Genomic DNA, 23352 nt, shown 5'->3' on the forward strand with positions numbered 1-23352 from the left:
GTAGAGACGAGCTCAGATATGCCAAATTTCACACAAGAACAGTTACAAAAGATCACTGCCGATATTTTTGAAGCACGGGGTGTTCCGAGGGCCGAGGCAGCGATTATCGCCGAATTGCTCGTCGCTTCAAACCTCGCGGGGCATGATTCACACGGCGTTCTCCGCATTCCGCAGTATATGAGTCTCATTGAATCCGGTCTAATTCAGCCGGGTGCTGCAATGGAAGTCGAGCGTGAATCCACCTCACATGCCCTCATTAACGGCAATTGGGGGTTTGGGCATGTTATCGCACAGAAGGCGATGTCGCTCGCGATTGAGAAGGCGAAGTCAAGCACGATTAGTGCGATCAGTGTCTATAACTGCAATCATATCGGGCGGATCGGCAGTTATCCAATGATGGCAGCCGAAGCCGGTATGGTAGGCATCACGATGGTGAACGCTGGAGGGACTGCGCTGTACGTTACGCCATTCGGTGGACGAGACGGAAGATTGGCAACGAACCCCATCGCAATCGCCACCCCGACACGCCAAGGACAGCCGATCCTGCTTGATATCACAAGCAGCGTTGTTGCGCAGGGAAAGATTCGGGTTGCCCTGAATCGCGGGGACTCCGTGCCACTCGGTTGGCTCATCAACAGTGAAGGTGAACCGACATCAAATCCACAAGACCTGATGGCATCTCCACCCGGTGCGTTGTTACCGCTCGGTGGGATTGTCGGACATAAGGGGTACGCCCTCGCCCTGCTGATTGACATTCTTGGCGGTGCGCTGTCTGGGGCGGGCTGTAGCGGTTCAGGGAACACACGGCTCCAGAACGGTGTCTTGATGATTGTACTGGACATCGCCAATTTTACGCCACTTAATGACTTCTATGATCATGTTGAAGGACTCGTTGCCCACGTGAAAGCCTCACCGACTGCACCGGGATTCGAGGAAATTCTGACCCCGGGTGAGATTGAGGCACGCCAAACGGAGCTGCGTTTACGCGAGGGGATCCCTATTGACGACGAAACGTGGCGACAGATTCAAGAAACAGCAGCGGAGGTCGGGATACCCGAACTTGAGTTTTGAGACAATTGAAACCGCCCGTTCAAGCCATCATCTTCGACTTTGACTATACGCTGGCAGACTCTTCTGAGGGGGTCATTGAATGTATTAACTTCGCACTTGACAGACTCGGTCTTCCACTCGCTGGGGATGCCGAGATTCGGAAGACAATCGGTCTATCACTACCCGATGCCTTGGTGATGTTAGTCGGGAAGGAATACATCCATCACACTGATGCGTTTATACGACTGTTCGTTGAACGCGCTGATGAAGTGATAACTGACATGACGGAACTCTTTGACATTGTTCCAGAAACAGTCGCAGCGTTGCAGAAATTAGGGATCCGACTCGGTATTGTTACACTGAAGTATCGTTACCGTATCGAATCGGTGCTCAGACGGGAGCAGCTGACGGACGCGTTTGAAGTCATCATCGGTTTTGAAGATGTGTCTGAGCAGAAACCGAACCCAACGGGTTTGCTGACAGCAGTTGAAAGATTGGAGTGTGTCCGCCAAAATTGCTTCTATGTTGGGGATAGTGTAACCGATGCCAAAACCGCACAGCAGGCTCATATAGACTTTATCGCTGTGCTGTCAGGTGTCACGCCACGCGCAGTTTTCGAGGATTATGACGTTTATGCTGTTCTTAAAGATGTGTCTGAGCTGCTAAATTTAGAGTCGGTGAGAAGAGAGCAACGCCGTTAACAACCAAAAAAGGGGCACTAATAATGCAAAATGGACAGATCACTATCGGTGAGTACCTTCTGAGAAAATTGCAATATTACGGTATTGATCACATTTTTGGTATTCCGGGTGATTATGTAGTGCAGTTTTTCGATATGATCGAGAAAAGCCCTATTCAACACATCGGTACGACACGAGAAGAAACTGCGGGATTTGCTGCAGACGCCTATGCCCGGACAAAAGGCATCGGCGCTGCATGTGTGACGTATGGTGTTGGTGGGCTATCGATGATCAACGCTGTTACTGCCGCCTACGCTGAAAAATCACCTCTCGTTGTGATTAGCGGAAGCCCGGGGATAGAAGAGCGTAGCGAAGAGGGACTTTTGCACCATAAAGGTAAAGATTTCTACACACAACAACGTATTTATGACGAGATAACCGTTGCATCCGCACTCCTTGATGAACCCTTTACCGCCTTTAACGAGATAGATAGAGTGCTCGACGCTGTGTATTGGCACAAGCGTCCGGGCTACATAGAACTGCCACGGGATAGAGTCGGTGTGCTCGGGACACTCTTCCAACGTCCTTCAACGAGAGACCGCCAGAGTGCCCCTGAGACATTAGAGGCCGCCTTAGCAAATGCAATTGCCTTCATAAATCAGAGCGAAAATCCTGTCATTTTGGCAGGTGCGGAACTCCACAGATTCGGCTACCAAAACAAATTACTCCAGCTTGCCGAAGAAAAACAGTTTCCCGTGGTGACAACGCTGCTGGGCAAATCGGTAATGCCAGAGGCTCATCCGCTCTACTTAGGTATTTACGGCGGCGCGATGAGCAGGGAAGAAATCACAGTACTCGTTGAATCTTCCGATTGTCTTATTACCCTCGGTGCATTTATGACCGATGTCAACCTCGGCATCTACACGGCAAACTTGGAGCGCAGTCGCCAGGTGTACGCAACCTCGGATAAAATCTCGGTCGGCTACTCTACCTATGAAAATGTCACCTTTGAAGATTTTATTGATGGCTTGTATTCTCCGGAACTCCATGAACGGGGGAACATAGATTTGGAATGGGTCATGGAAGTGCCAGAACCTTTCGAGATGATGCCCGACCAGCCGCTGACAATGCAACGCCTGTTCCAACAACTAAATCTACTGCTGTCTGAAGACATGATAGTTATCCCTGACATCGGTGACAGCCTCTGGGCGGCTTTAGACTTACGGCTTCCGGCACGTACCGATTTTATTGCGCTTGCCTACTACACCTCAATGGGGTTTGCAGTTCCCGCCGCAATCGGTGCCCAACTCGGCAAACCCACAGCCCGACCACTTGTCATCGTAGGCGATGGGGCATTCCAAATGACCGGCACCGAACTCTCAACGACGATTCGCTACCAGCTCAATCCGATTGTTCTGATTTTAAACAACCAGGGATACGGCACCATCCGTCCCTTTATTGAAGGCCCCTTTAACGATATAGAAAATTGGAACTACACCCATATACCCGAACTCTTTGGCGCAGGACGTGCATTTATTGCCCGTACCGAAGGCGAATTTGATGCTGCCATGAAAGCAGCACTTGCTGAGACGCAACATTTTGTCTTGATTGAGGTGGAACTTGACAAATTGGACATTTCGCCCGCACTTATGCAGTTGGCAGAACAGGTGTCTAAGAAAGTTTAAATCTGCCAGTGCGAGGTACTACGTTTAGAACCGGTGAAAAAATTGTAACAGCGTTAACAACCGTGCATTAGCAAAGGAGCGAGTCACACGATGAAAACGATGATTTTATCTATCCTCTTCGGGTTTCTGCTCGTTTTTACAGTCAATGCAGACTTTCTTCCAGAGGACAACAGCGATGCGTTTGGGTTGGAATATGGAGAATCCATCGCGGGGTTTATTCCGAACGCCCCCAAGATTGATGGAAAACTTGATGATTGGAAGTATGCCATCTGGGTCGCGTTTGACTCAGAGGATGAGCTGCTTCGGGGACAAGGCGCGTGGGAAGGGAAAGATGACCTGACGATGACTTGGTCGACCATGTATGACGCGAAAACTTTTTATTTTGCAGCGGCGGTGCGCGACGATATTTTCGCACCAGCGGCGAATGCCGGACAACCTTGGGTAGGCGATACAATTTTTCTGTACATCGACTGGGAGCAAGTCGGCGTCGGAGCCCCTGCGTGCAAGCCGAATTTCGCTTTTATTAACAAGAAGGCACTCGTTACTGATTTCAGTGCGATCAAAAATCCGGATCTCCCAAAATCCGATATTGCGATCGTGCCGACACCTGAATTGGGTAAAGGCGGTATGATTTATGAGGTGGCGATGCCGTTTACGTCGCTCACGAAGGTAAAAGTCAAGGAGGGAACCGAAGTCGGGTTTACACCCGGATATGAGGAAGGCACGGATGATCCGGAGAAGAAGGGTGGACTTGTGTTTATGGATTGGCACGGTCTGAATCCGGACGACTCCGCGAATCTTGGCACTTTAACGTTCGGCGGTCCCCTCGCCGTTGATCCAACAGGCAAGTTAACACTAACGTGGGGACAGTTGAAGAAATTTTCTCCATAATTTTGGTATGTCCACTTCGGAAGCGGGCATGATCATAAATAAAACTCACAATCACATAAGGAGGGTAACAATGGGCGGACCAGGCTTTGGAGAAGTCATATTATTGATGCTATTAGTATATCCGTTAGGGGCTATGTTGGGGGCAGTCATGATTGGTGTGGGTATTGCCCTGGGTTTCAGATGGGGTGGTAGATGGTTTTTGAAAATCATTTACAGCGATCCTGAATTTGAAAAATGGCTGAGACGGGTTCTTAACGCCTCTGAAAAATAAGATTATATTGATATAACTGAATTCTCCGTTGACGTTTGCAGACAAGTATCTATAGCACGCTGCCTTGTCAAAATCCTATAGATTGATTTGACAATCATCTACCGAAGTTGTTAAACTATCTAATAAGTCTGGCGTTCAGAGCAAGATTTGAAACTTAATGGGAGCAGATCAAATATGGAAGGATTAATAGGTGTAATAATAACCGTTCCTCTGGGAATAGCAGTAGGCGCGGCGACAATAGGACTCGGTATCAAATGGGGCGGCACTTGGCTGTTGAGAGCGATTTCCAATGATCCTGTGCTCGAAGATTGGGTAAAACGGGTTTTCAACAGTGAAAAATAAGGCCATAACCTAATACGCAACACCTCCGCTGATATTTTAAACCAATCCAATTAAACTATGTCTAAGAAGAACAAGGAGATGGAAGGCATCTTCCCACTCTTTACGGAATTGCTGGAAAAAGCCGATAGTCTACTAAACCGCTTGGACGCGCGTACGACGCTCACATCAAGTGAGTGTCTCAACGACTACATCGCCTTTCAGTGGCGAGCACAGAATGGAACAGGATATCTCATGCCTGTTAAACACCCGCATCTTGTTGATAGTACGGATCTCATCGGCATAAACTCACAATGTACAGCGTTAGATCGAAACACGCGGCAATTTCTACAAGGACTGCCCGCGAACCACGTCTTGCTATGGGGCGACCGTGGCACTGGGAAATCCTCGCTTGTTAAAGCGATGCTGGAACGTTACGCTGACGAAGGGCTTCGACTGGTAGGTGTTGGCAAAGAGGGACTTATCCATCTACAAGAAATTGCGGAGGTATTGTGGGAACGTCCGGAGTACTATATCCTTTTCTGTGATGATCTCGCATTCAACGAAGATGAACCCGAATACCGTGAGCTCAAAGCGATGCTCGAAGGCGGTATCTCCGCCTGTCCAGACAATGTTCTCATTTATGCCACTTCAAACCGTCGGCACTTGATGCCTCGACAAGTACGTGAAAACCAATATCCTCAGAACGATGAAGATGAGTTGTATCCGCGCGAAGCGACGGAGGAAAAGGTCTCGTTGAGCGACCGTTTCGGTTTACGCCTCGCTTTCCATCGAATTTCACAAGATACTTATTTAGAGATTGTCTCCCACTATGCGCGAAAACGAGGACTCTCTGTTCCAACGGAGACGCTCCACCGAGCAGCGTTAGAGTGGGAGGCATCCTCAAGTGGACGGTCTGGACGTGTCGCCTATCAGTTCGTTGCAGACCTCACAGGACAATTAGCACTCGAATCAAACACACACGGCAAAAAGTAGATACATCACGCGTGCCGTAACAAATAATCCGTACGGTTTTAACCGTGCATCTATGGAGGTTTTTATGAAAACCCGATCAATGCTCTACTTAGTACTCGCGATCTTTCTAAGCGGTGTACTTTTGATACAAACGACAAATGCTGTGCCGAAAAAAGGCACATTGCGGGTCAGCGGTGATAATACATGGGTTGCGTTTATTAACGGCGAAGAGGTCGCTGCAAGCGGAAATTGGCAAGCCCCCACGGTCAGTGAATTTAAACTGGACAAAGGCTTTGCCCAAATTGCCGTCTATGTCCACGATGCCGAACCCGGTGCCGCCGGTAGAGGCGGGTTCCTCGCCGATATTATCCTTGATGCCAAGCCGGATTACATCGGCACAGGCGAAGATGGCTGGCGATGTGATACCGGCAAACTCCTCGCTGATCGGAAAGATGGCTGGGAAAAGGTCGATTTCGACGACAGCAAATGGGAAGATGAACTCGAAATCTACGAAAAATTCGGGGAAGGTATTTGGGGATTTGGTGCTGCAATCATGGCACAAATTCTCAAAGACCCGGATTGTGAAGCAAACTGGGTGTGGTGCGGTCCCAACGATGCCGAAGATGATATCTATTTCCGATATACGATCGGCACACTTCCCGTTGAGCCGCAAGACAAACTCGCCACCACATGGGCGCGTATTAAAAACGACGCTATGTAACCGCGCGTGCCTGTCATAGCGTAAAAAAAGGAGAACACAATGAAAAAATTTCTTACCCCAACAATTTTGGTTTTAGTTTTTGCCTTAGTTGCTTCAGTGACCTGGGCAGCGACACTCCGTATCAATGGTGACAACTCTTGGGTCGGTTTCGTTAACGGCGAACAGGTTGCCGAAGGCAATAACTGGCAACAAGCCAGCATTACCGAATTTGACATGCCGGATGGTTACGCCGTTATCGGTGTCTATGTCCACGACGCGGAACCCGGTGATACCGGGCGCGGCGGTGCACTGTTTGATGTTATCCTTGACGACGGCACCTATATTCCTTCCGATGACACTTGGAAAGCGGATGCCGGTGCACCACTTGCAGATCGCAAAGACGGTTGGGAACAACCCGATTTCGACGATAGTGGTTGGGATAATGCGACACAACTTGATCAGTTTGGTGAAGGTATCTGGGGCTTCGGTGCAGACACGATGCGTCAAACTTTGAAAGATCCTGACTCAACGGCATACTGGGTCTGGGCGGGTCCGAACGATGTTGAAGATGATGTCTATTTCCGAAAAACCGTCGGAGACCCACCAACTACACCTGTTGAACCCGGTGGGAAAGTCACCACTACATGGGGTGCCTTGAAGGCAGCACAATAAATCTAACGCCTATAGGGAACAGCTTTCGCGCTGTTCCCTACACCCCTTCAATAACCCTCGCAATCTTCGCAAATACCGTCTCGATATCTGATTCATCAAGACATGAGTAGGCAATTCGCAATTCTGTTTCACCAAGTGCGATTGTGCCGATGCCGTGTTCAGCCAAAAGCCGCTGTCGAATGGTTTCCGCGTTCCCAGATTTAAGGTTCAGACACGTGAAATAACCTGCATGACTCGGATATACTTCCCAAAGCTTCGCATACCGCCCATCAGACGCGACCGCTTTCACTTTCAACGCACGTGCCTTAAGGGTTTCATAGTTGTGCTGTTTCTGCTCAGTATACCTCGATGCCTTCATCGCTTCAAGGATCAGCGTTTGGGAGACCTGTGCCGCGCCAGAGGTATTCGCTCGGATGAGTCCACTCAATTTTTGCGCGAGTGGCTCCATTGCTGTCTCTTCAAGTCCAAAGGTGATAAACGCCACACGTATCCCCCATGCGTATTCCTCTTTTGTGGCACCGTCTATTTTCACTGGCACCACATTCGGGTGGCACCCGACTAATAACCCGAAAAGCGATTCTTGCATGACCGTTGTATCGTACCACAAACCGGCGTAGGCATCATCAATCATAACAAGGATATGGCAGCCCGTCTCCGCCCGTGCCACAATCGCGTCCACAATCTGCTGTGCTTCTACGCGGGTAACCGCATAACCGGTCGGATTGTGCGGAAAATTCAGGAGGATTAGCAATTTTTCAGCAGTAGCGTTGGCGAGTGCCTCACGAAATCCGTGTGTGTTAAAATCGCTCGAAGCGTTGCAGAACGGGTAACTCTGGATATTCGCGCCCGCTTTGGTTTGGAAGATGAGTCGGTAATTTCCCCAGATCTTATCTGGTAACACAAGGGTGTCCCCACTATCTACGAAGAGTTCCGCGAGTAGACTAAATCCGTGCGTCATACCGCTTGTCACAATTGGAAGACTGAATGTTTTTCCCGCGAGTGCCGGATTCTCTTGCAAAAGATGCGCTTTCCACGCTTCCCGTAATTCTTGTTGACCGAGTACGGGCGCGTAGCCGTAGATACTTTCCAGTGTGAGTTCCGGTACCAGTTCCCGCGAGACCGGTAGGTGCATCATGTCGCCCGCATCCTCTGAAAAATCTAAGGCGATCGCGCGCGTCGCGTTGAACTGGTGTGCCTTCGTGTTTGCCTCTGCTGTCTGGCTCAAAATACCTTTCGGGAGGTAGATGCGTTTCCCTAACTCAGAGAGAAGTGCGAAAACCACTGGTGAGGCGGAGCGAATCTGTTGGTTTAAATCGGCTGCTAATGGATTTAAGTCTTGCATAGTTCCTAAAGCCGCGGAAAATGTAATTTCTGAAGAATTAATGACGTTTAAGTATCTAACAAATCAATAACAGGTGTATGACACACCGGATTTATAGTTGTGCGATGCGTCGCACGTTCAAAACCAGAGCATAATTCATCAGGACTTACGCAATTTTGACGATATGATGCTCTGTTAGCGGGCAAACTCTGAAAAAACAGAGACGTTCTCAGTGCACAGGCTAACGGTCTCCTATGCTACAAAAGAGCAACCTGCGTAAGTCCTATTCATTAAGCATCGCCTTCATGGTAGGGCAATCTATCACGCGTTGAACATAATTCGTTACCAATTTTCCTGTAATTGTGGACTGCTACCAACTTAATGTCAACAATTTTCCGCCAAGACTCGTTAGGTATTATACACGACGGAGTGGCGGGAATATAGTTCAGACAGGTTCAGCAGCGGAAACCAAAAGGAGCTATTTCTCATGAAAACTGAATTTAAAATGGTATACCCGTTAAGCGTTGTCCTTGCGATGTGCGGGCTGATGCTTTTTAGCTACACGGGCTGCGGCGGTTCTGATAGTGCTGACGAAGCGGAGAGTGCGTATGCTACAGACGGGTATACTTCGCAAGGCGGCACATCTTTCGGATTGCCTCCTCCGAGTGGTGCCGTCTTTAAGGATTACGGTACGAATCAATTTATTGATACAAGAAATGATCACCTTTCGACATTTGGTATGGATGTCGATACCGCCTCCTATTCCATCACGCGCAACTATCTTCGGGATGGATATCTTCCGCCCCCGGAAGCTGTTCGAGTAGAGGAATTTGTTAATGCTTTTGATTACAATTACCGCCCCCCATGGGGTGAAGCCTTTGCTGTGCACGTTGAGGGCGCGCCATCCCGATTTGGTGAAGGCGGGCACCTCCGATTGCCGCAAAATCGCAGACGGCTCCGAGTTCCCCAAGATGACGAACAACTCCAGTTGCTCCGAATCGGTATACAAGGGCGCGTGGTTCCCGACGAAAACCGAAAGGACGCGATGTTGACTTTCGTCATTGATGTCTCTGGTTCAATGGCCATCGAAAACCGGCTGGAATTGGTCAAAGGTGCGCTAACGCTTTTGGTTGAAGAGCTCCGTCCGCGGGATAAGGTGGCTATTGTCGCTTACAGTAACCGAGCGCGGATCGTCCTTCCGCATACCGGTATTGAGGGACGTGAGGGGATCCTGGCAGCAATCCATTCGCTTGTCCCAGAGGAGGCAACCAATGTTGACGAAGGACTCCGCCTTGGGTACAGCCTCGCCTTGCGCAATCCAAAGATTGACGGCATCAACCGTGTGATCCTCTGTTCCGACGGCGTTGCCAATGTTGACGCAACAGACCCTAATGTCATACTCAGAAAAGTTCGCGGGCATGTTGCGGAGGGGATTACCTTAACAACAATCGGGGTCGGCATCGAGAATTTCAACGATGTCCTTCTGGAGCAACTTGCTGATAACGGCAACGGTAGTTACGCTTATGTGGACACCCTCAATGAAGCGAAACGTGTCTTTGTTGAAAACTTAACAGGGACCCTACAACTTATCGCTAAAGACGCAAAGGTCCAAGTTGACTTTAATCCGCAAGTCGTCAGTCGTTTTCGACTGCTAGGCTATGAAAACCGTCGGCTCGACCATGCGGAATTTCGGGATGACAGCGCAGATGGCGGAGAAATCGGTGCAGGTCACAGCGTCACAGCACTTTATGAAATTAAACTCACTGAAGGTGCGAGAGGACATTTGGCGACTGTCTCTATACGTTACGAGGATCCGGATACCTATCGTCCCTCCGAAATTAGCGAGGAAATTTTCACAACACAGTTGAAGCGGACATTCCAAGCGGCATCCGCTGAATTTCAACTCGCAGCGATTGTAGCGGAATTCGCAGAAATTCTGCGCGAGAGCTTTTGGGCAAAAGATGGAAATTTGGCAGCCGTATCGCAAAGCCTTAGAGAGATCGCACCGCGTATCCACAATGAACAAGTCGATGAACTTAGACACTTGGTAAGCAGCGCCGCGCGCTTTAAGGCATCAGACCTTGACTAAACCATAGGGCTTACCCGAATCGGTGAGGCACCAAACTTCGTTAATCGTGTATGGGTAGGCATCCGAATTTTGCGTAAGCCTTAAAAAAAAACAGGACACACGGCGGCAATAGGAGCAAACATGAAAGCACTTCTGAAAAGCCTGACATTTATCATTATCTTTGTCGTTTTCGTCGGTTTCGGCTTTGGCGTTTATGTTTTTCAAGCACCACCCGTTCAGCAGACGAAGGTTCCAAAATTTCAGATTCACACGCGTACAGCAGTGCGCGGAAGACCAGTAGTCACTTCAAAACCGCTTGCCTACACTAAAGATGTATATCGCTTCAATTTGGATAGGCAATATATCAGCAACCTGAGCAGTGGTAAATTGGGACGTGAACTTCTGTTTAGCGCGGCATTGACACATCGTGCGCGTCTCAAAGGAGCCGCTCTGGACAAGGCGTTGAGAACAGAGATCGATTGGCAAAAGATGTTCGCGAATATGACAGAAAATATCCGCTTTGGTCCGAGTGCGCCGCGCCTTGAAGTTTTGATAAGCGGTGAAGAGTGGCTGCTCAGGAATGCGCCGGGTGCTGGGTATATAGTCACCAGAACAGATAACCAGATTGATGTCTATCTCCCTGACCTAAAGAACGCGTTTGACACAAACAAACTGGAACTTTCAACGGATATGGAAGTTTCTACCGGACAGACAAACAAACAGTGGTTCATTAAAGATAAGAAACACGGTCAGACTTATCGGATCACGAACGGTAAGGAAAACCTTATTGTCTACCAACAGTCCAAGTATGAAATTCTGACGTTGCTGTTTGAGGTTAGTTCAGCAGCGCAGGCTTCTCTCATCGAAGGCAAATTGTCTCAGGAACTGAGCCAAGGATTCAAAACAGCGAAAATACCGCTGGCGGGACGCGCAGAAGTATCAACAATCGAAGAGGGAGTCAGCTGGGAGGTAACCGACCTTTCGATGACATATAACATCCGAAGTGAGGACGATCGATTAAAGGTCTACCTTGATCTTGAAAGCAGATGGCTTCACATTAGGGCTGATGACAACGTAAAAGGTTGGGTACAAAGTGAGCGAGGTACTATTTTTGAACCACCGCCACCAATACCGAGTTCACGTCAGTTAGTAAAAAAACGGTTGCTCACATTCATTGAGACCTTAAAAGAGAAAGTCGGGATTTCAAATGAAGAAAATAAAACCCAAAATACTGCGTCCCGGTAGCCGTATCGCAGCGATCTCACTTTCTTGGGGAGGTCCGGGGACTGTCCGGTACCGGTACGAGATAGGGAAACGGCAATTTGAAGAAGAATTCGGCGTAACGGTTACCGAAACAGCACACGCATTGCGCGATGCGGATTGGCTTGCCAAAAATCCCGAAGCGCGTGCCGACGATTTGATGGCAGCCTTTGCCGATGAGACAATCGACGGAATTATCTCAACGATCGGTGGTGAAGATTCAATCCGCACGCTGCCCTACATCGACTTGGACCTGATTCGGAAGAATCCCAAAGTCTTTATGGGGTTTTCGGATACGACTATTTCGCACGCTGCTTGTTTTAAAGCGGGGATCGTTTCATTTTACGGGCCCTCGTTTATGGCAGGATTCGCTGAAAACTGCGGGATGTTTCCGTATATGGTAGATTCCGTTCGACGCACCCTCTTTTCCGCCGAACCGATTGGCGTTATTGAACCAAATCGAAAGGAATGGACGGTTGAATATCTGCCCTGGGAGAACCCTGAAAACCAATCTATTCGCCGGAAACTGAACCCGTGTGAGGGTTGGAGATTTCATCAGACAGATGGGATCGCTGAAGGTGAACTTTTTGGCGGCTGCGTTGATGTTTTGGACTGGCTTCGCGGCACTGACTATTTCTCCGCTGCTGGGGATCTTCAAGGTGCTGTGCTCTTCTTGGAAACCTCTGAAGAGGGGCTTCCGCCCTCATTTTTAGCACGGTTTGTGAGATGCCTCGCAGCAATGGATATTCTTGACGGACTTAGCGGTATTTTGCTTGGGCGCCCCGGTGGCGGTGTTGATCCTGATACGTTTGCTGAATACGACGATGCGCTCTGTAAAACAATCCGCGAGGAGTTTGGGTTAAACGACATGCCCATTGTCACCAATATGGACTTCGGGCACACGGATCCGATGTTCGTCGTTCCGATCGGGACAAAGGTGCGTATCGATTCTGCCAAGCAGGAGATCACCATTGACGAGGCAGGTGTCACTAAAAACTAATACAGATAGATCCTTGTACTGCTATTACCGATTTTCGGAAACCGGATAAAGTGTGAGTCTCGCTTTCTTACCCGACCCTTCGTCTGCAATTATGAGTGTGCCATCTGTAGTGAAGGTGATCCCTTCAGGTTGACGATGCCATTGGGCAGGAAACTGCCTGGCTGCAACGACCTGCCCCCACGGGGTAACCTCCGCGATTGCCCCCTGACGCGCAGCGATGACAAAGTAATTTCCTGACACAGGGTGTCGTTCAATGCCGGAAGGCTGAAATTCCTTCCCCTTAATATGACGTGTGAATTCAATGACAGGTATGACTATATGTGCATCTTCAATGAGTTGTTTCTTGTCAAGTGACCAACGGTATAGAACCAACTGTTCTTTCAGGTCTGCTTTACGAGAGCCTTTGCTCATCAGTAAGAGTGCCTGTTGACTTGCGTCGTACGCTAAACCCTCTATTTCGTAATCTCTACCGATGCCAGTAGTATAGCTATTATAAAGGACGGATTCCGCATCAGTTCCCCTATTGCCTTCGTATATGCGCCCTGAACTTGTGACCAAATAGACCTGATCGTTAACTATCGCAATACCCTCAAAATCACCGTTTACCGGGTCCTTCATATCCGCTAATTGGAATGCTTTTACGATTTCCCCATGCCGATAATCTATCTCGTAAATAACCGCCTTTTCATCATTGTGAGCCATGAGTCGATTGTCCAGAGTCATTGCTAAGCCAGAAATCTCATAGAGACGTCCGGGCAGCTTCCAATGCGTCGCGGTCTCTACTTTCAGGTCATAACTTTCAAGCGATATTTTCCTTTGTCCTACCGCCTTCGTGCCCGCCGAAAGGTGGTCAAGTATAGCGTTTGGATTCATATTTAGCAAATCTTCACTCAAACCCACTGGTGGATTCTCTTTATTCACTTGCTCTTCACCCAAATCTGTTGGTGAATTCTCTTTATTCACTTGCTCCCCATTCAAACTTGCTGATGGCTTCTCTTTATCGACCTTCTCTTCACGCAAACCTGTTGACGGATTTTCTCTATAAACCATCGACACTAAAAGGATAAGAAGGCTAAAAACAAGGAATCCTAACAAAAGTTTATTTCCGCGATTCTGCATGTGTGATTATCCTCCCCCGAGTTCTTTCCCCTTCAGTTTTACGTCGTTGATACACCCTCTTCCGTTTTCTTCAATATCCTGTATAAAGGAAGGCAAAGTGACAGATTTTTTTAGCCAAGCATCAAATACAACGATTGAAGTCCCATCTGTGTTTTCGACCACACCTGCTACCTGCCACCGTTTGGTACTGGATTCAAGAATTTGCACAGTTGATTTTTTGGCTACATTCACCTTCGTCGTGTACACTTCAATCTGAGCATTATAAAGGTTTTCGGTGGCAATGCCTCTTTCTCCAGGGGCTGGGCCCCATTTTCCAGAATTATCGATTCTCCAGCCAGAGAGTACTTCCGGTTGCGCGCCAAAATTGCTTTTCCATACAGCCAGAGTAATGATGACAAACACCACGGATGCCAGGTAAGCCACTAAAATAAGTTGCGTCCCCGCCGCGAGCCCTATCCCGATAGCCATAAGCATATATACGGAATCCATGGGTTCTTCAAGTGAAGTACGAAAACGGACAGCGGCCACGATGCCCGCTAAACTGAACGCAAGGGCAATACTATCCTTGACCAAAAAAACGACTAACGATATGGCAATAGGTATAACGAGCAAAGTGTGTGCGAAGGATTGACTGTATTTCTTGCGCGGTCGCGTCCACCGATATAACCACGTAATCGGGAGCGTAACCCAAAAAGCCATTGCCAGAGCAACCATAACCGGAATGGTACGCGCTGGATCCACAAATGTAACCATGAGCAGGACTTCTTTGATATTGCCTTCAACAAGCGTGGCAACCCCCTCTTTGATTTTCTCCAGATCACCTTGTTCTCCTTCAAAGAGGCGTTCACGCCCTTGGACCCGTTCACGCTCTTGCGAGACATAAATGAGAATTTGCGGGAAGAGGTGAAAAATCCCGCCGAGTGCTAAAAGCCAGGCAAGATAGTAAACAACGAGGCGTATAATTATGTTGTTGAGTATGCCATATATCTTGTTGAGCATACGCTATTTCTCCTATTTGATTGGCTAAAACATGAAGCCAGCGCGCAGATACACGCCCGTCAAGTCATCGCCATTAATGATCGCAACGCTCAAGGTCTGCTTACGTTTGAGAAAAGAGAGCCAGAATCCGCCACCAATACCCGCGTGCCACTTATCGGCATCGTTCGGATCTTCAGCGAAAAAGACCCTGCCGACATCAGCCGCAATGAACGCGCCGAACTCTCCGGGCACTATGACGTTGATGGGGAGCAGCACAAGTCGCAGTTCGGCATTCCCATACACCGAGGTGTCTCCAGCGAACCGATTTTTTCGGAAACCGCGTATATGACTATCCGATAGACCGGTAGCAGCAAAGCCGGGCCCGCCGAGGAAGGCACTTTCGTGGAAAGGAAAAGTCCCCCATACTTTCTTGGCACCTACCCTCAGAGCCAGGGTCGGGTTCGTCGGAATAGGAGCAGTAAGGTAAGTGTGCACTCTACCGTCTATACTGCCAAAGGGAAACTCCACATCCCAAGCTTCAGGGTAGACAGCTCCAGCAGCCCTGATCAAAAACCCACGAGTGGGATATGCGGGATTGTTTCGCGTGTCGTACTTGATTTCACCCGACGCGCCTACCTGACCAAAGTACCCTGTGCCATAATACACCGGACGATCCGGCGAGTAGATGAATCTGTCCTCGTTGGCATCTAATGGCGTGCTTGAATACTTGATGATCGGCCCCAGATGCCCGGTCAATACCGAGCGGAGCGGTTCCGCAGGTCCCCCAGGCACATCTTCCTCATGCGCTTTCTTGCGAAAATAGAGAGAGGGTGTGAAAGCGACATGACTCTGTTCCACCTTATAGAAGGATGACGATTCTGAAATCTGAGTGTCGTTGCCGAATCCGTTGAATCGGATTGTCTGGATACCAGAATACTTGAAGCGAACGCTTCCGTCAAGATTGGGCAGTACGCGGCGAAAGTCCCCGGTATAGGAGGCAAAAGGCTCGAAACCATTCGTGGCAAGTCCAACGCTGAAAGAATGCCGCGAAGCGAAAGGGGCTTTTCGATAGCCGAAATACATCCGGCTGTGGTGTGCCCTCAAGAACAGACCCAGATCCGGATTTACTGTAACGCTCGGATAAGTAAAGGTGTGCTTCCCCCAGTCCAGGGCATACCGGGCAAGTAAAATAGGGATCCATCCCGGAGGACGTGTGTAGGAAGTCGTATCGACTTTCGCGCCCTTGCCTTTGACAAACTGATTTTTTCCTCGAAAATCATAGAACCGAGTCTTTGAGGCACCAGCCTCGGAGGCGTTTGTAAACGTGTCGTCCCCACCGCCGCCATCTATACGAACGGTAATGCGCCCGGTTGTGCCTGATATTTCCGCACGGTCATCTCCACCCCGAAGGTATATTCGAACTTCTCGCGATTCTTTGGCAGCGAAGGTCCTCTGGAAATAGGGTGCCTTCCTTTCTCCATCGGGACCTTCTATGAGACCGATACGGACGACCAAATCACCACTCGGCGTATGCTCACATACGACGTACTCGTTCTGATCCGTCGCCTTGATTTCAGGCTGGCGGGTAATCAATGCATAGTACCTGCTGGCAAATTGCGGCAATGCGTCCCGTCTCGATTTGAGTGCCTGCGTCAGAGCCTCTCCAACGATGTCGTAATACGGCTGTGGAAGCCGCCTTACCGCTGCCTCTATAAGCGGGTCGGGTAGATCCTCGCAAAACGCTGTTACCACCGAGTCCCATGCAGCCTTATCGAGTTCAACAAGGAATTCGCGATCGAGTTCCCAACCCGTAATCGTCAAGCCCAACAGACTTGGATACTTATCCTCGAATTCCATGAAAACGGGGATACCTCTCCGCGCGACTGCCATGACGACCCCGTCAAGGTCGCTAAGAGCGTGGTCGCGATCCTCCGGTATCGGGACCCAGATATGCCCTTCACCATCGGGGAACCGCGCCCATCTCCATTGACCATCATGACGGTCTTTGTCGCCGATGAGAAAATCCATCAATCTCGCCTTTAGAAAAGCGGGGGCATCAACGCGGTTAGAAGGCGTTTCTTCCAAATGCTCCCACAACTTCTCGGTACCGCTGATCTGCCGGGAACCTGCAAAGCCGGGAGTGTTATCAACCCCTTCGGAAGGGTGTTCCTGTAGTGTTCCTATAAGACCAGCAAATTGCTCGCGGTACTCCTTGAGCCTCGGATCATCTGGAATAACGACAAGCGTATGCTTGGAATGGAGAATGCCGGTGGCTTCCATCAGCGGATCAATTACAAGTGCGCCTGTCGGCAGAAGCGCACTCACCATGTTCTGAAGGAAGTCGTCGGCAATCGTTCCCTTGAGGACTTCCCATATCCGTTTGGTGGGATCTTTGTCCAAGGAACGAACCGTATACCGGCGGCCATCCTCACCTGTGAAATGAAGGGATATGGACTGTCCGAATCCGCCAGTCCGAAGGGGTGTCAGCCCGCCCCCTACGCTGTCGAGGTCGAGGACTGCAACTTCGATTGGGGTGGTCCAGAGATCCCGATAGTCGCTGCCGTAGATCCAACGTTTGAACCCGCTGGCACTAAACCTTTCCCCCGGGACGACTACGTGGGTCCTGGCACCCTGTGGCGGAATAGATCGATGAATCCGGTATCCTGGAGGAGGTGAGTCCTTCTCAGATGCCGATACTGCTGGCACAGAAAGCGCAAGCACCAACGAGAGTAAAAGGGCATTCCCTTTAGAAAATATCATTAATAATATGCCTCCGTCTCTGTAGAAAGAAGAAAGGTCCATCATGCTTAGGCGCAGTCTCGGGAAACACCCAAGCAAAACACCTACACAACTCAAGATATTTTATCAAACTCATGTTTGCAAAAACCGTGCCAACGCTTCTAACCTTCCGATTTGTCATCGTGTTTCTACGGGTTCACATACCATACACCCTTGTAAAATCAGGGTTTCTAACATCTTATTAATTTTAAACCCAATGAGAACTCGTTTCGCTAACCCGTGTAAAACCGCAAAAATTTTTGTGGGACTTGCCAAAGTTTTTAACTTCAGAAAAGATTTTGGTTTTGCCAAAAGGAACGTTCCACATATTGGTTCACGAAGGCACCGAGAAGACAAATAGCACAAAGCGTTATAATAGGGCTATTTTAAATATTATTCAAGTGAAAATAATCAAGCCTATACCCAACTTTATACTATACGATACTTTACGACAAAAGCAAATTATACAGAACTATTTAGTTTTCGGTTTTTTCCTAATATTTTTCACATCTGTTAATATTGGGACATAAATAGATACAGCGTGACTTTTCACGCTGCATCAACTATAATTCACCGTAAAAAAATCTCCACATTTTTTGAGGTGAATCATGACAAGAAATGCCTCTGGTTTCCACTTACTTGATATATTACCAGAAGTGCCGGATCCACGCAATAAAAAAGGTGTCGCTATTGATGGAAATCAAGAGTTATGCGGTGTTGAAGACACAAAAACCAGATACAGGACACATTTACTCTCCGCTATAACTACGCCCTTTCGCGTCACCCTATCCATCGCGAGAAATATGAGTTCTGAATCTTCGTCCTGATTTTTTCATTGACTTGTGTATCTAAAACCTGTATCCTTATCAAAAACCAACAGGACTTACGCAAATTCAGCACGCGCTGGTAGATTTTTAAGTTTTTAACCCCCTAAATCCCCCTTATCAGGGGGACTTTAAGAGGTAGTGCATAAGTCCTAACCAACATGCTTCTCCCCGGAGGGTGCTATGAAGCATTACCCAAGAAGTCAACATACTATTTCGTCAGTTAAGCGATACCCTCATTAAAAAAATGAAAATCCTTTTCCTATCGCCTACTGTGCCGTTTCCACTCACCGATGGCGGACGTATTCGGGTTTTTAATCTCCTTAAACAGATTGCAGCGAAAAGCGATGTGACACTGCTCGCTTTGGAGACACAACCGACAGATGCGGCCGGGGTTGCCCAATTGCAGCAGTTAGGCATTCAGGTTCACCTCGTCCGCAACGCACCGACACTTCCACGCGTATCGTTCGGTACACTCGTCAACGCCTTCCTCAAACGGCAACCGATTACTATTGCCCGCTATGCCCTACCTGCCTATCGTCAGAAATTTAGGGAGTTAGTCGCGACGGAAGACTTCGATCTCGTCCATTATGAGATGTTCCATACAGCACAGTTTCGGACGGACACCGACCTGCCCGGTGTGCTTTCACAACAGAACGTCGACTCTGCGATCTGGCAGCGACTCTGCGATGAAACGACCAATCCGTTCTATAAATTCGCGTATTGGACGCAGCAGCTTGCATTCCAACGCTATGAACGCGTGCTAAGCCCAAAGTTCGACGCGGTCACGTGTACTTCTGACATTGATGCCGCCGTTTTTCAACGACACTGCGCGGCGGATACCATTGAGATCATCCCGAACGGTGTAGATGTCACGCATTACCAACCTGATTTTACGTCTGAAGCCTCTGCACACCTCATTTATATTGGGAGTATGGATTGGTATCCGAATGAAGACGCTGTCGCCTTCTTTGCCGATGCGGTATTACCACAAATACAAGAGAAGGTCCCCGATGTCCAATTTTCGATTGTCGGTGGCAACCCATCGGCACGTGTGCAAAAGTTAACCGAGAGAGCAGGCGTTATTGTCACCGGACGCGTCCCGGAGATCAAACCCTATTTCGCCGAAGCGACGGTTTTTGTCGTGCCGTTGCGCATCGGGAGCGGCACACGCCTAAAAATCCTTGAAGCGTTGGCGATGGGTAAAGCGATTGTCTCCACGTCAGTCGGTGCGGAGGGTTTAGACCTCAAAGACGGTGAAGAAATCTTTATCGCCGATGAACCGACAGTTTTTGCCGATGCTGTCACCCGACTCCTCACAGACCCCTCACTTCGTCGTAGGATTGGCGAAAATGGACGCGCCCGCGTCGAGCAGGATTATGATTGGCGCAGCATCGGTGGAAAACTCCATGCCCTCTACGAATCCCTTATCAAGACAAAATAGTTGTCAGTACTCAATTATCAGTTGTCAGCAAAGAGGGTTCTGATTAAACAGGTGCCCCTTTTCACATCCGTAAGCAGGACGATTTAGTTTTAAGGATTTATTGTGTTTCAGGTCTTTTTTTAAAGATCCGGTGCGGTTAGGAAACCGCACCTACCGGGTTTGGGGTCCGAAAATTTGGTAAGAAAATGGAAAACTAAATAACCCTGCATCCGTAAGCCCCAAAAGTTGATTTTTTTTATGGAATGTGTTAATATTTGGCTTAGACTTAGATCAACCCTCTAACTTCAATAATGAACCACTTAAAAGGAGCGATTCCGATGAAAGTCTTTACGTTATTTTTGGCGGTCACCTTTTTACTGATGAGTGCCACTTTAGGGATTACCGGCGAAGATCCAGATTTAGTGGCATACTACCCGTTTGATGGTGACTCAGAAGACGCAACAGGCAACGATAACCACGGCGAAATTACTGGCGGATCCAAGTGGGTTAAAGGTAAATTCGGGGACGCGATCGAACTTGACGCGACTGCTTACGTCGAGATGCAAGTCTCCGACTCACTTCACGGGGACATCTTCAAAGCAGACCCGTTCACAATTTCGGCTTGGGTTAATCCCAACTTTGAAGGCACCACATGGGAACATATCTGGCGGAGTCTTCCGGGTGCTTCTGGACACAATACCTTCTTTCTCAACAAAGACCAAGGGCTCCTCTCTTGGCGCGGACAGGTCGGTGGATGGACGGTCCTGTGTCAGAGCGACGGTGGGATCGTTGAAAAGGATAAATGGATGCATGTAGCCGTCACAGGCGATGGCGATAAATTCAAAATTTATGCTGATGGTGAGATGGTCGCCGAAACGGACTTCCAAGAGACCCGTGGTGAGAATGTAACCTACCGCATTGGCGGCACAGGTGGCGAGACTTTTGCCGGTTTAATGGACGATTACGCAGTCTTCATCCGTGCGTTAGACGAAGACGAAATCAATCTGATCATGGAAGGCGTTGAAACGTTCCTGCCCGTCGAACCGCGAGGTAAACTTGCAACACAATGGGCAGCCCTCAAACGCTAATTTCAGAACCAGTAGATGCGGTTTGCATTTGTAGAGATGGGTTACAGCGGGGCATCGTTGCTATCTGGAGCGAAAACATGTTTCTCATCATAATTGACCTTAAAACATAGCAGAATCTCCAGATGCCGCCCCTACGGGGCTTAGTTCTGTGAGGTCCCGTTTTTCTATACAGATGCCGTCGCTACGCGATTGAAGAGGTTTTTGAAGTCTTAAAGGTTTCTGCGCAGTATCCGGTTCGGTTAGGAAACCGAACCTACCGGACCTGGGGAACCGTATCGTCCTGTAGGTTGGGTTGAACGGATACCACCGAAACCCGTCAAATCAGAGAAAACACAACTTTCTCCAGAGACACAACTGCCCCCAGAAACCGAGTGAAACCCAACGCTTTGGATACCGTGAAGTTCCCGAAACCTTGACAGTGTAAAGTTGGGTTTCACTCCGTTGATGAGTAGATATAGCGGGATACTAACTTTCAGGTGCTTTTGGCATATCAACACCTGATTTCTCAACGCCGTTCAACCCAACCTACGGGACTAAGAGGGCTATGAATCTTCAAGGTTCCCTGGTAGTATACAGTTAGGTTGGAATGCAGGTCGCAAGAAACCCCCCAGCAAAACACCCTCCGTTATCCCCCTAACCTTCCATATCCCCTCTTATCAGGAGGCACGGGGCAGGTGAGTACACCGCAAAACCGAACCTACCGGGCCTGGGCCTGAGACGGTTATTTTTTTAAAATTGACATCTATGGTGTTCTGTGTTCATGGTTTTACCTCCTTGTGAAATGCTGCGAAATGCTCCCGCTTTAATTTGGATTTCTCCAGAATTATAACGTAGTATATCCCAAGTATTAACATCTATGAAAACACAACGCAAAAAATTTACAATTGAATGACTCTGCGGCTATCCCACATTTCCCTTGCACTCTTATCCTGTTTCTGATAGAATTGCCTGTAAAATCCAAACATAAAGGATGGAAACGCATGGCACTTCCAAAAATGACACGGATTCAACAGGAGTTTGAGGCACCCGTTCTCGCTGATCTCCCGGCAGCGATTCACGCAGAATTAGATCGGATTAACGCCTCGGCTATTGTCAAACCCGGTGAAACTGTTGCGATTACCGCTGGCAGCCGCGGTGTCGCGAATGTTGATATAGCTGTTAAAGCAACGGTTGATTATCTCAAAGGACTCGGCGCGAAACCGTTTGTGGTTCCAGCGATGGGGAGCCACGGTGGTGCAACCGCTGAAGGACAACGAAGCGTCCTGGAACATTACGGTATCACCGAGGAGACCGTCGGCGCACCGGTGAAAGCGACAATGGAGGTCGTGGAACTCGGAAAAACGGCAGATGGCTTGCCGGTTTTCTTTGATCGGTATGCTGCTGAAGCGGATCACGTCGTCCCGCTGAATCGTATCAAGGCACATACAGATTTTAACGGCTCCATCGAGAGCGGCTTGATGAAAATGATGGTGATCGGACTCGGCAAACAGCAGGGGGCAAACCTCTACCACCGCGCCTTCTTCCAGTATAGCTTTGAACACGTCATCACTGCAGTCGGCGGCTTCATTCTCGACACCGGAAAACTTGCTTTCGGTTTGGGTCTGATCGAAAACGCACATGAAGATACCGCGAAGGCGGTAGCGATGCCCGCTGCACAACTTCTTCAAAGCGAACGTGAACTGCTCGTTGAGGCGAAATCGCTGATGGGACGACTCCCATTCGATGAACTTGATCTGCTGATCGTGGATTGGACAGGCAAAAATATCAGTGGCACCGGTATGGATACGAATGTCATCGGCAGGATGATGCAGAACTTTGAACCTGAACCGGCAAAACCCGCGATTCTCCGTATCTTTGTCCGGGATCTCACTGAAGAGAGCGACGGCAACGCCACTGGTATCGGACTCGCCGATTTCACAACGACCCGCCTTGTGGAGAAGATTGATCGACACTCGACCTACATGAACGGTATCACCGCGCTTGGACCGCAGAAGTCAAAAATCCCCTTCTACTACGACACCGACCGCGAAGCGATTGAAATTGCATTGGACACCATCGGTCTCACCGAACCGGAAGATGCACGGGTTATCCGGATTGAAAGCACATTGAGATTGACGGAACTCGACATCTCTGAGGTGTTGCTTGAAGATGCGAAATTGCATTCGAGGTTAGCGGTTATCGGGGACACGAAGCCGTTTACGTTTGATGATGCAGGTAACCTGTTGCCTTTTTAAGCGGTCAGCCATCAGTA

At 48.9% G+C, this 23352-nt stretch carries 19 protein-coding genes; 15 read left to right on the forward strand and 4 right to left on the reverse strand.

The window, feature by feature from the left end:
* The 9 genes from OXH00_23770 to OXH00_23810 form a co-directional block, all read left to right on the forward strand.
* Nucleotides 1-1071, forward strand: a 1071-nt coding sequence (locus tag OXH00_23770) for an Ldh family oxidoreductase (GenBank protein ID MCY3744042.1), incomplete at its 5' end; no start/stop codon positions are given.
* Entirely contained in the window at nt 1068-1751 is a 684-nt protein-coding gene (locus OXH00_23775) for an HAD-IA family hydrolase (protein MCY3744043.1), read from the forward strand. The genes OXH00_23770 and OXH00_23775, both read left to right, overlap by 4 nt.
* 23 nt (nt 1752-1774) lie before the next feature.
* On the forward strand, nt 1775-3415 hold the full coding sequence (locus OXH00_23780) for a thiamine pyrophosphate-binding protein (protein MCY3744044.1): 1641 nt from the start codon (nt 1775-1777) through the stop codon (nt 3413-3415).
* A 90-nt stretch (nt 3416-3505) separates the two neighbouring features.
* Nucleotides 3506-4306 carry a hypothetical protein gene (locus OXH00_23785; protein ID MCY3744045.1) on the forward strand — a complete coding sequence of 267 codons (801 nt, stop codon included), beginning with the start codon at nt 3506-3508 and terminating at the stop codon, nt 4304-4306.
* A gap of 70 nt (nt 4307-4376) precedes the next feature.
* The gene (locus OXH00_23790) at nt 4377-4577 is read left to right on the forward strand and encodes a hypothetical protein (protein ID MCY3744046.1); all 201 of its coding nucleotides are present in this window, start codon (nt 4377-4379) and stop codon (nt 4575-4577) included.
* A gap of 174 nt (nt 4578-4751) precedes the next feature.
* The gene (locus OXH00_23795; GenBank protein ID MCY3744047.1) at nt 4752-4919 is read left to right on the forward strand and encodes a hypothetical protein; all 168 of its coding nucleotides are present in this window, start codon (nt 4752-4754) and stop codon (nt 4917-4919) included.
* A 78-nt stretch (nt 4920-4997) separates the two neighbouring features.
* Nucleotides 4998-5891 (forward strand): ATP-binding protein, encoded by an 894-nt coding sequence (locus OXH00_23800; GenBank protein ID MCY3744048.1) that lies wholly within the window; start codon nt 4998-5000, stop codon nt 5889-5891.
* Between the two features lie 64 nt (nt 5892-5955).
* Nucleotides 5956-6591 carry a hypothetical protein gene (locus OXH00_23805; GenBank protein ID MCY3744049.1) on the forward strand — a complete coding sequence of 212 codons (636 nt, stop codon included), beginning with the start codon at nt 5956-5958 and terminating at the stop codon, nt 6589-6591.
* Nucleotides 6592-6630: 39 nt separating this feature from the next.
* Complete coding sequence (locus tag OXH00_23810) at nt 6631-7242, forward strand: hypothetical protein (GenBank protein MCY3744050.1); 612 nt, start codon at nt 6631-6633, stop codon at nt 7240-7242.
* Between the two features lie 37 nt (nt 7243-7279).
* Here OXH00_23810 and OXH00_23815 read toward each other — a convergent pair whose 3' ends face one another.
* Nucleotides 7280-8584 (reverse strand): aminotransferase class I/II-fold pyridoxal phosphate-dependent enzyme, encoded by a 1305-nt coding sequence (locus OXH00_23815; GenBank protein MCY3744051.1) that lies wholly within the window; start codon nt 8582-8584, stop codon nt 7280-7282.
* A 466-nt stretch (nt 8585-9050) separates the two neighbouring features.
* Here OXH00_23815 and OXH00_23820 point away from each other — a divergent pair, with 466 nt between their 5' ends.
* The 3 genes from OXH00_23820 (at nt 9051) to OXH00_23830 (ending at nt 12891) form a co-directional block, all read left to right on the forward strand.
* Nucleotides 9051-10652 (forward strand): von Willebrand factor type A domain-containing protein, encoded by a 1602-nt coding sequence (locus tag OXH00_23820; GenBank protein MCY3744052.1) that lies wholly within the window; start codon nt 9051-9053, stop codon nt 10650-10652.
* Nucleotides 10653-10772: 120 nt separating this feature from the next.
* Nucleotides 10773-11876 (forward strand): hypothetical protein, encoded by a 1104-nt coding sequence (locus OXH00_23825; protein ID MCY3744053.1) that lies wholly within the window; start codon nt 10773-10775, stop codon nt 11874-11876.
* Nucleotides 11839-12891 (forward strand): LD-carboxypeptidase, encoded by a 1053-nt coding sequence (locus tag OXH00_23830; protein ID MCY3744054.1) that lies wholly within the window; start codon nt 11839-11841, stop codon nt 12889-12891. The genes OXH00_23825 and OXH00_23830 overlap by 38 nt, the downstream gene beginning before the upstream one ends.
* Nucleotides 12892-12915: 24 nt before the next feature.
* Here OXH00_23830 and OXH00_23835 read toward each other — a convergent pair whose 3' ends face one another.
* Genes OXH00_23835 through OXH00_23845 form a run of 3 tightly spaced genes read right to left on the reverse strand, consistent with a single transcriptional unit; the run spans nt 12916 to nt 17748 of the window.
* Complete coding sequence (locus tag OXH00_23835) at nt 12916-14010, reverse strand: hypothetical protein (protein MCY3744055.1); 1095 nt, start codon at nt 14008-14010, stop codon at nt 12916-12918.
* Nucleotides 14011-14016: 6 nt separating this feature from the next.
* Entirely contained in the window at nt 14017-15009 is a 993-nt protein-coding gene (locus OXH00_23840) for a DUF4956 domain-containing protein (protein MCY3744056.1), read from the reverse strand.
* A gap of 24 nt (nt 15010-15033) precedes the next feature.
* The gene (locus OXH00_23845) at nt 15034-17748 is read right to left on the reverse strand and encodes a BamA/TamA family outer membrane protein (GenBank protein MCY3744057.1); all 2715 of its coding nucleotides are present in this window, start codon (nt 17746-17748) and stop codon (nt 15034-15036) included.
* Between the two features lie 1089 nt (nt 17749-18837).
* On the opposite strand from OXH00_23845, the gene OXH00_23850 reads away from it, so the two are divergent.
* The 3 genes from OXH00_23850 to OXH00_23860 all read left to right on the forward strand — a co-directional run bounded on the left by OXH00_23850 (nt 18838) and on the right by OXH00_23860 (nt 23335).
* Nucleotides 18838-20034, forward strand: coding sequence for a glycosyltransferase family 4 protein (locus OXH00_23850; protein ID MCY3744058.1), 1197 nt, complete (start codon nt 18838-18840; stop codon nt 20032-20034).
* A 317-nt stretch (nt 20035-20351) separates the two neighbouring features.
* Entirely contained in the window at nt 20352-21101 is a 750-nt protein-coding gene (locus OXH00_23855; protein ID MCY3744059.1) for a LamG domain-containing protein, read from the forward strand.
* 980 nt (nt 21102-22081) lie between these two features.
* Nucleotides 22082-23335 carry a lactate racemase domain-containing protein gene (locus OXH00_23860; GenBank protein ID MCY3744060.1) on the forward strand — a complete coding sequence of 418 codons (1254 nt, stop codon included), beginning with the start codon at nt 22082-22084 and terminating at the stop codon, nt 23333-23335.
* Nucleotides 23336-23352: the final 17 nt, after the last annotated feature.

The organism is Candidatus Poribacteria bacterium, assembly GCA_026706025.1.
Lineage (GTDB): Bacteria > Poribacteria > WGA-4E > WGA-4E > WGA-3G > WGA-3G.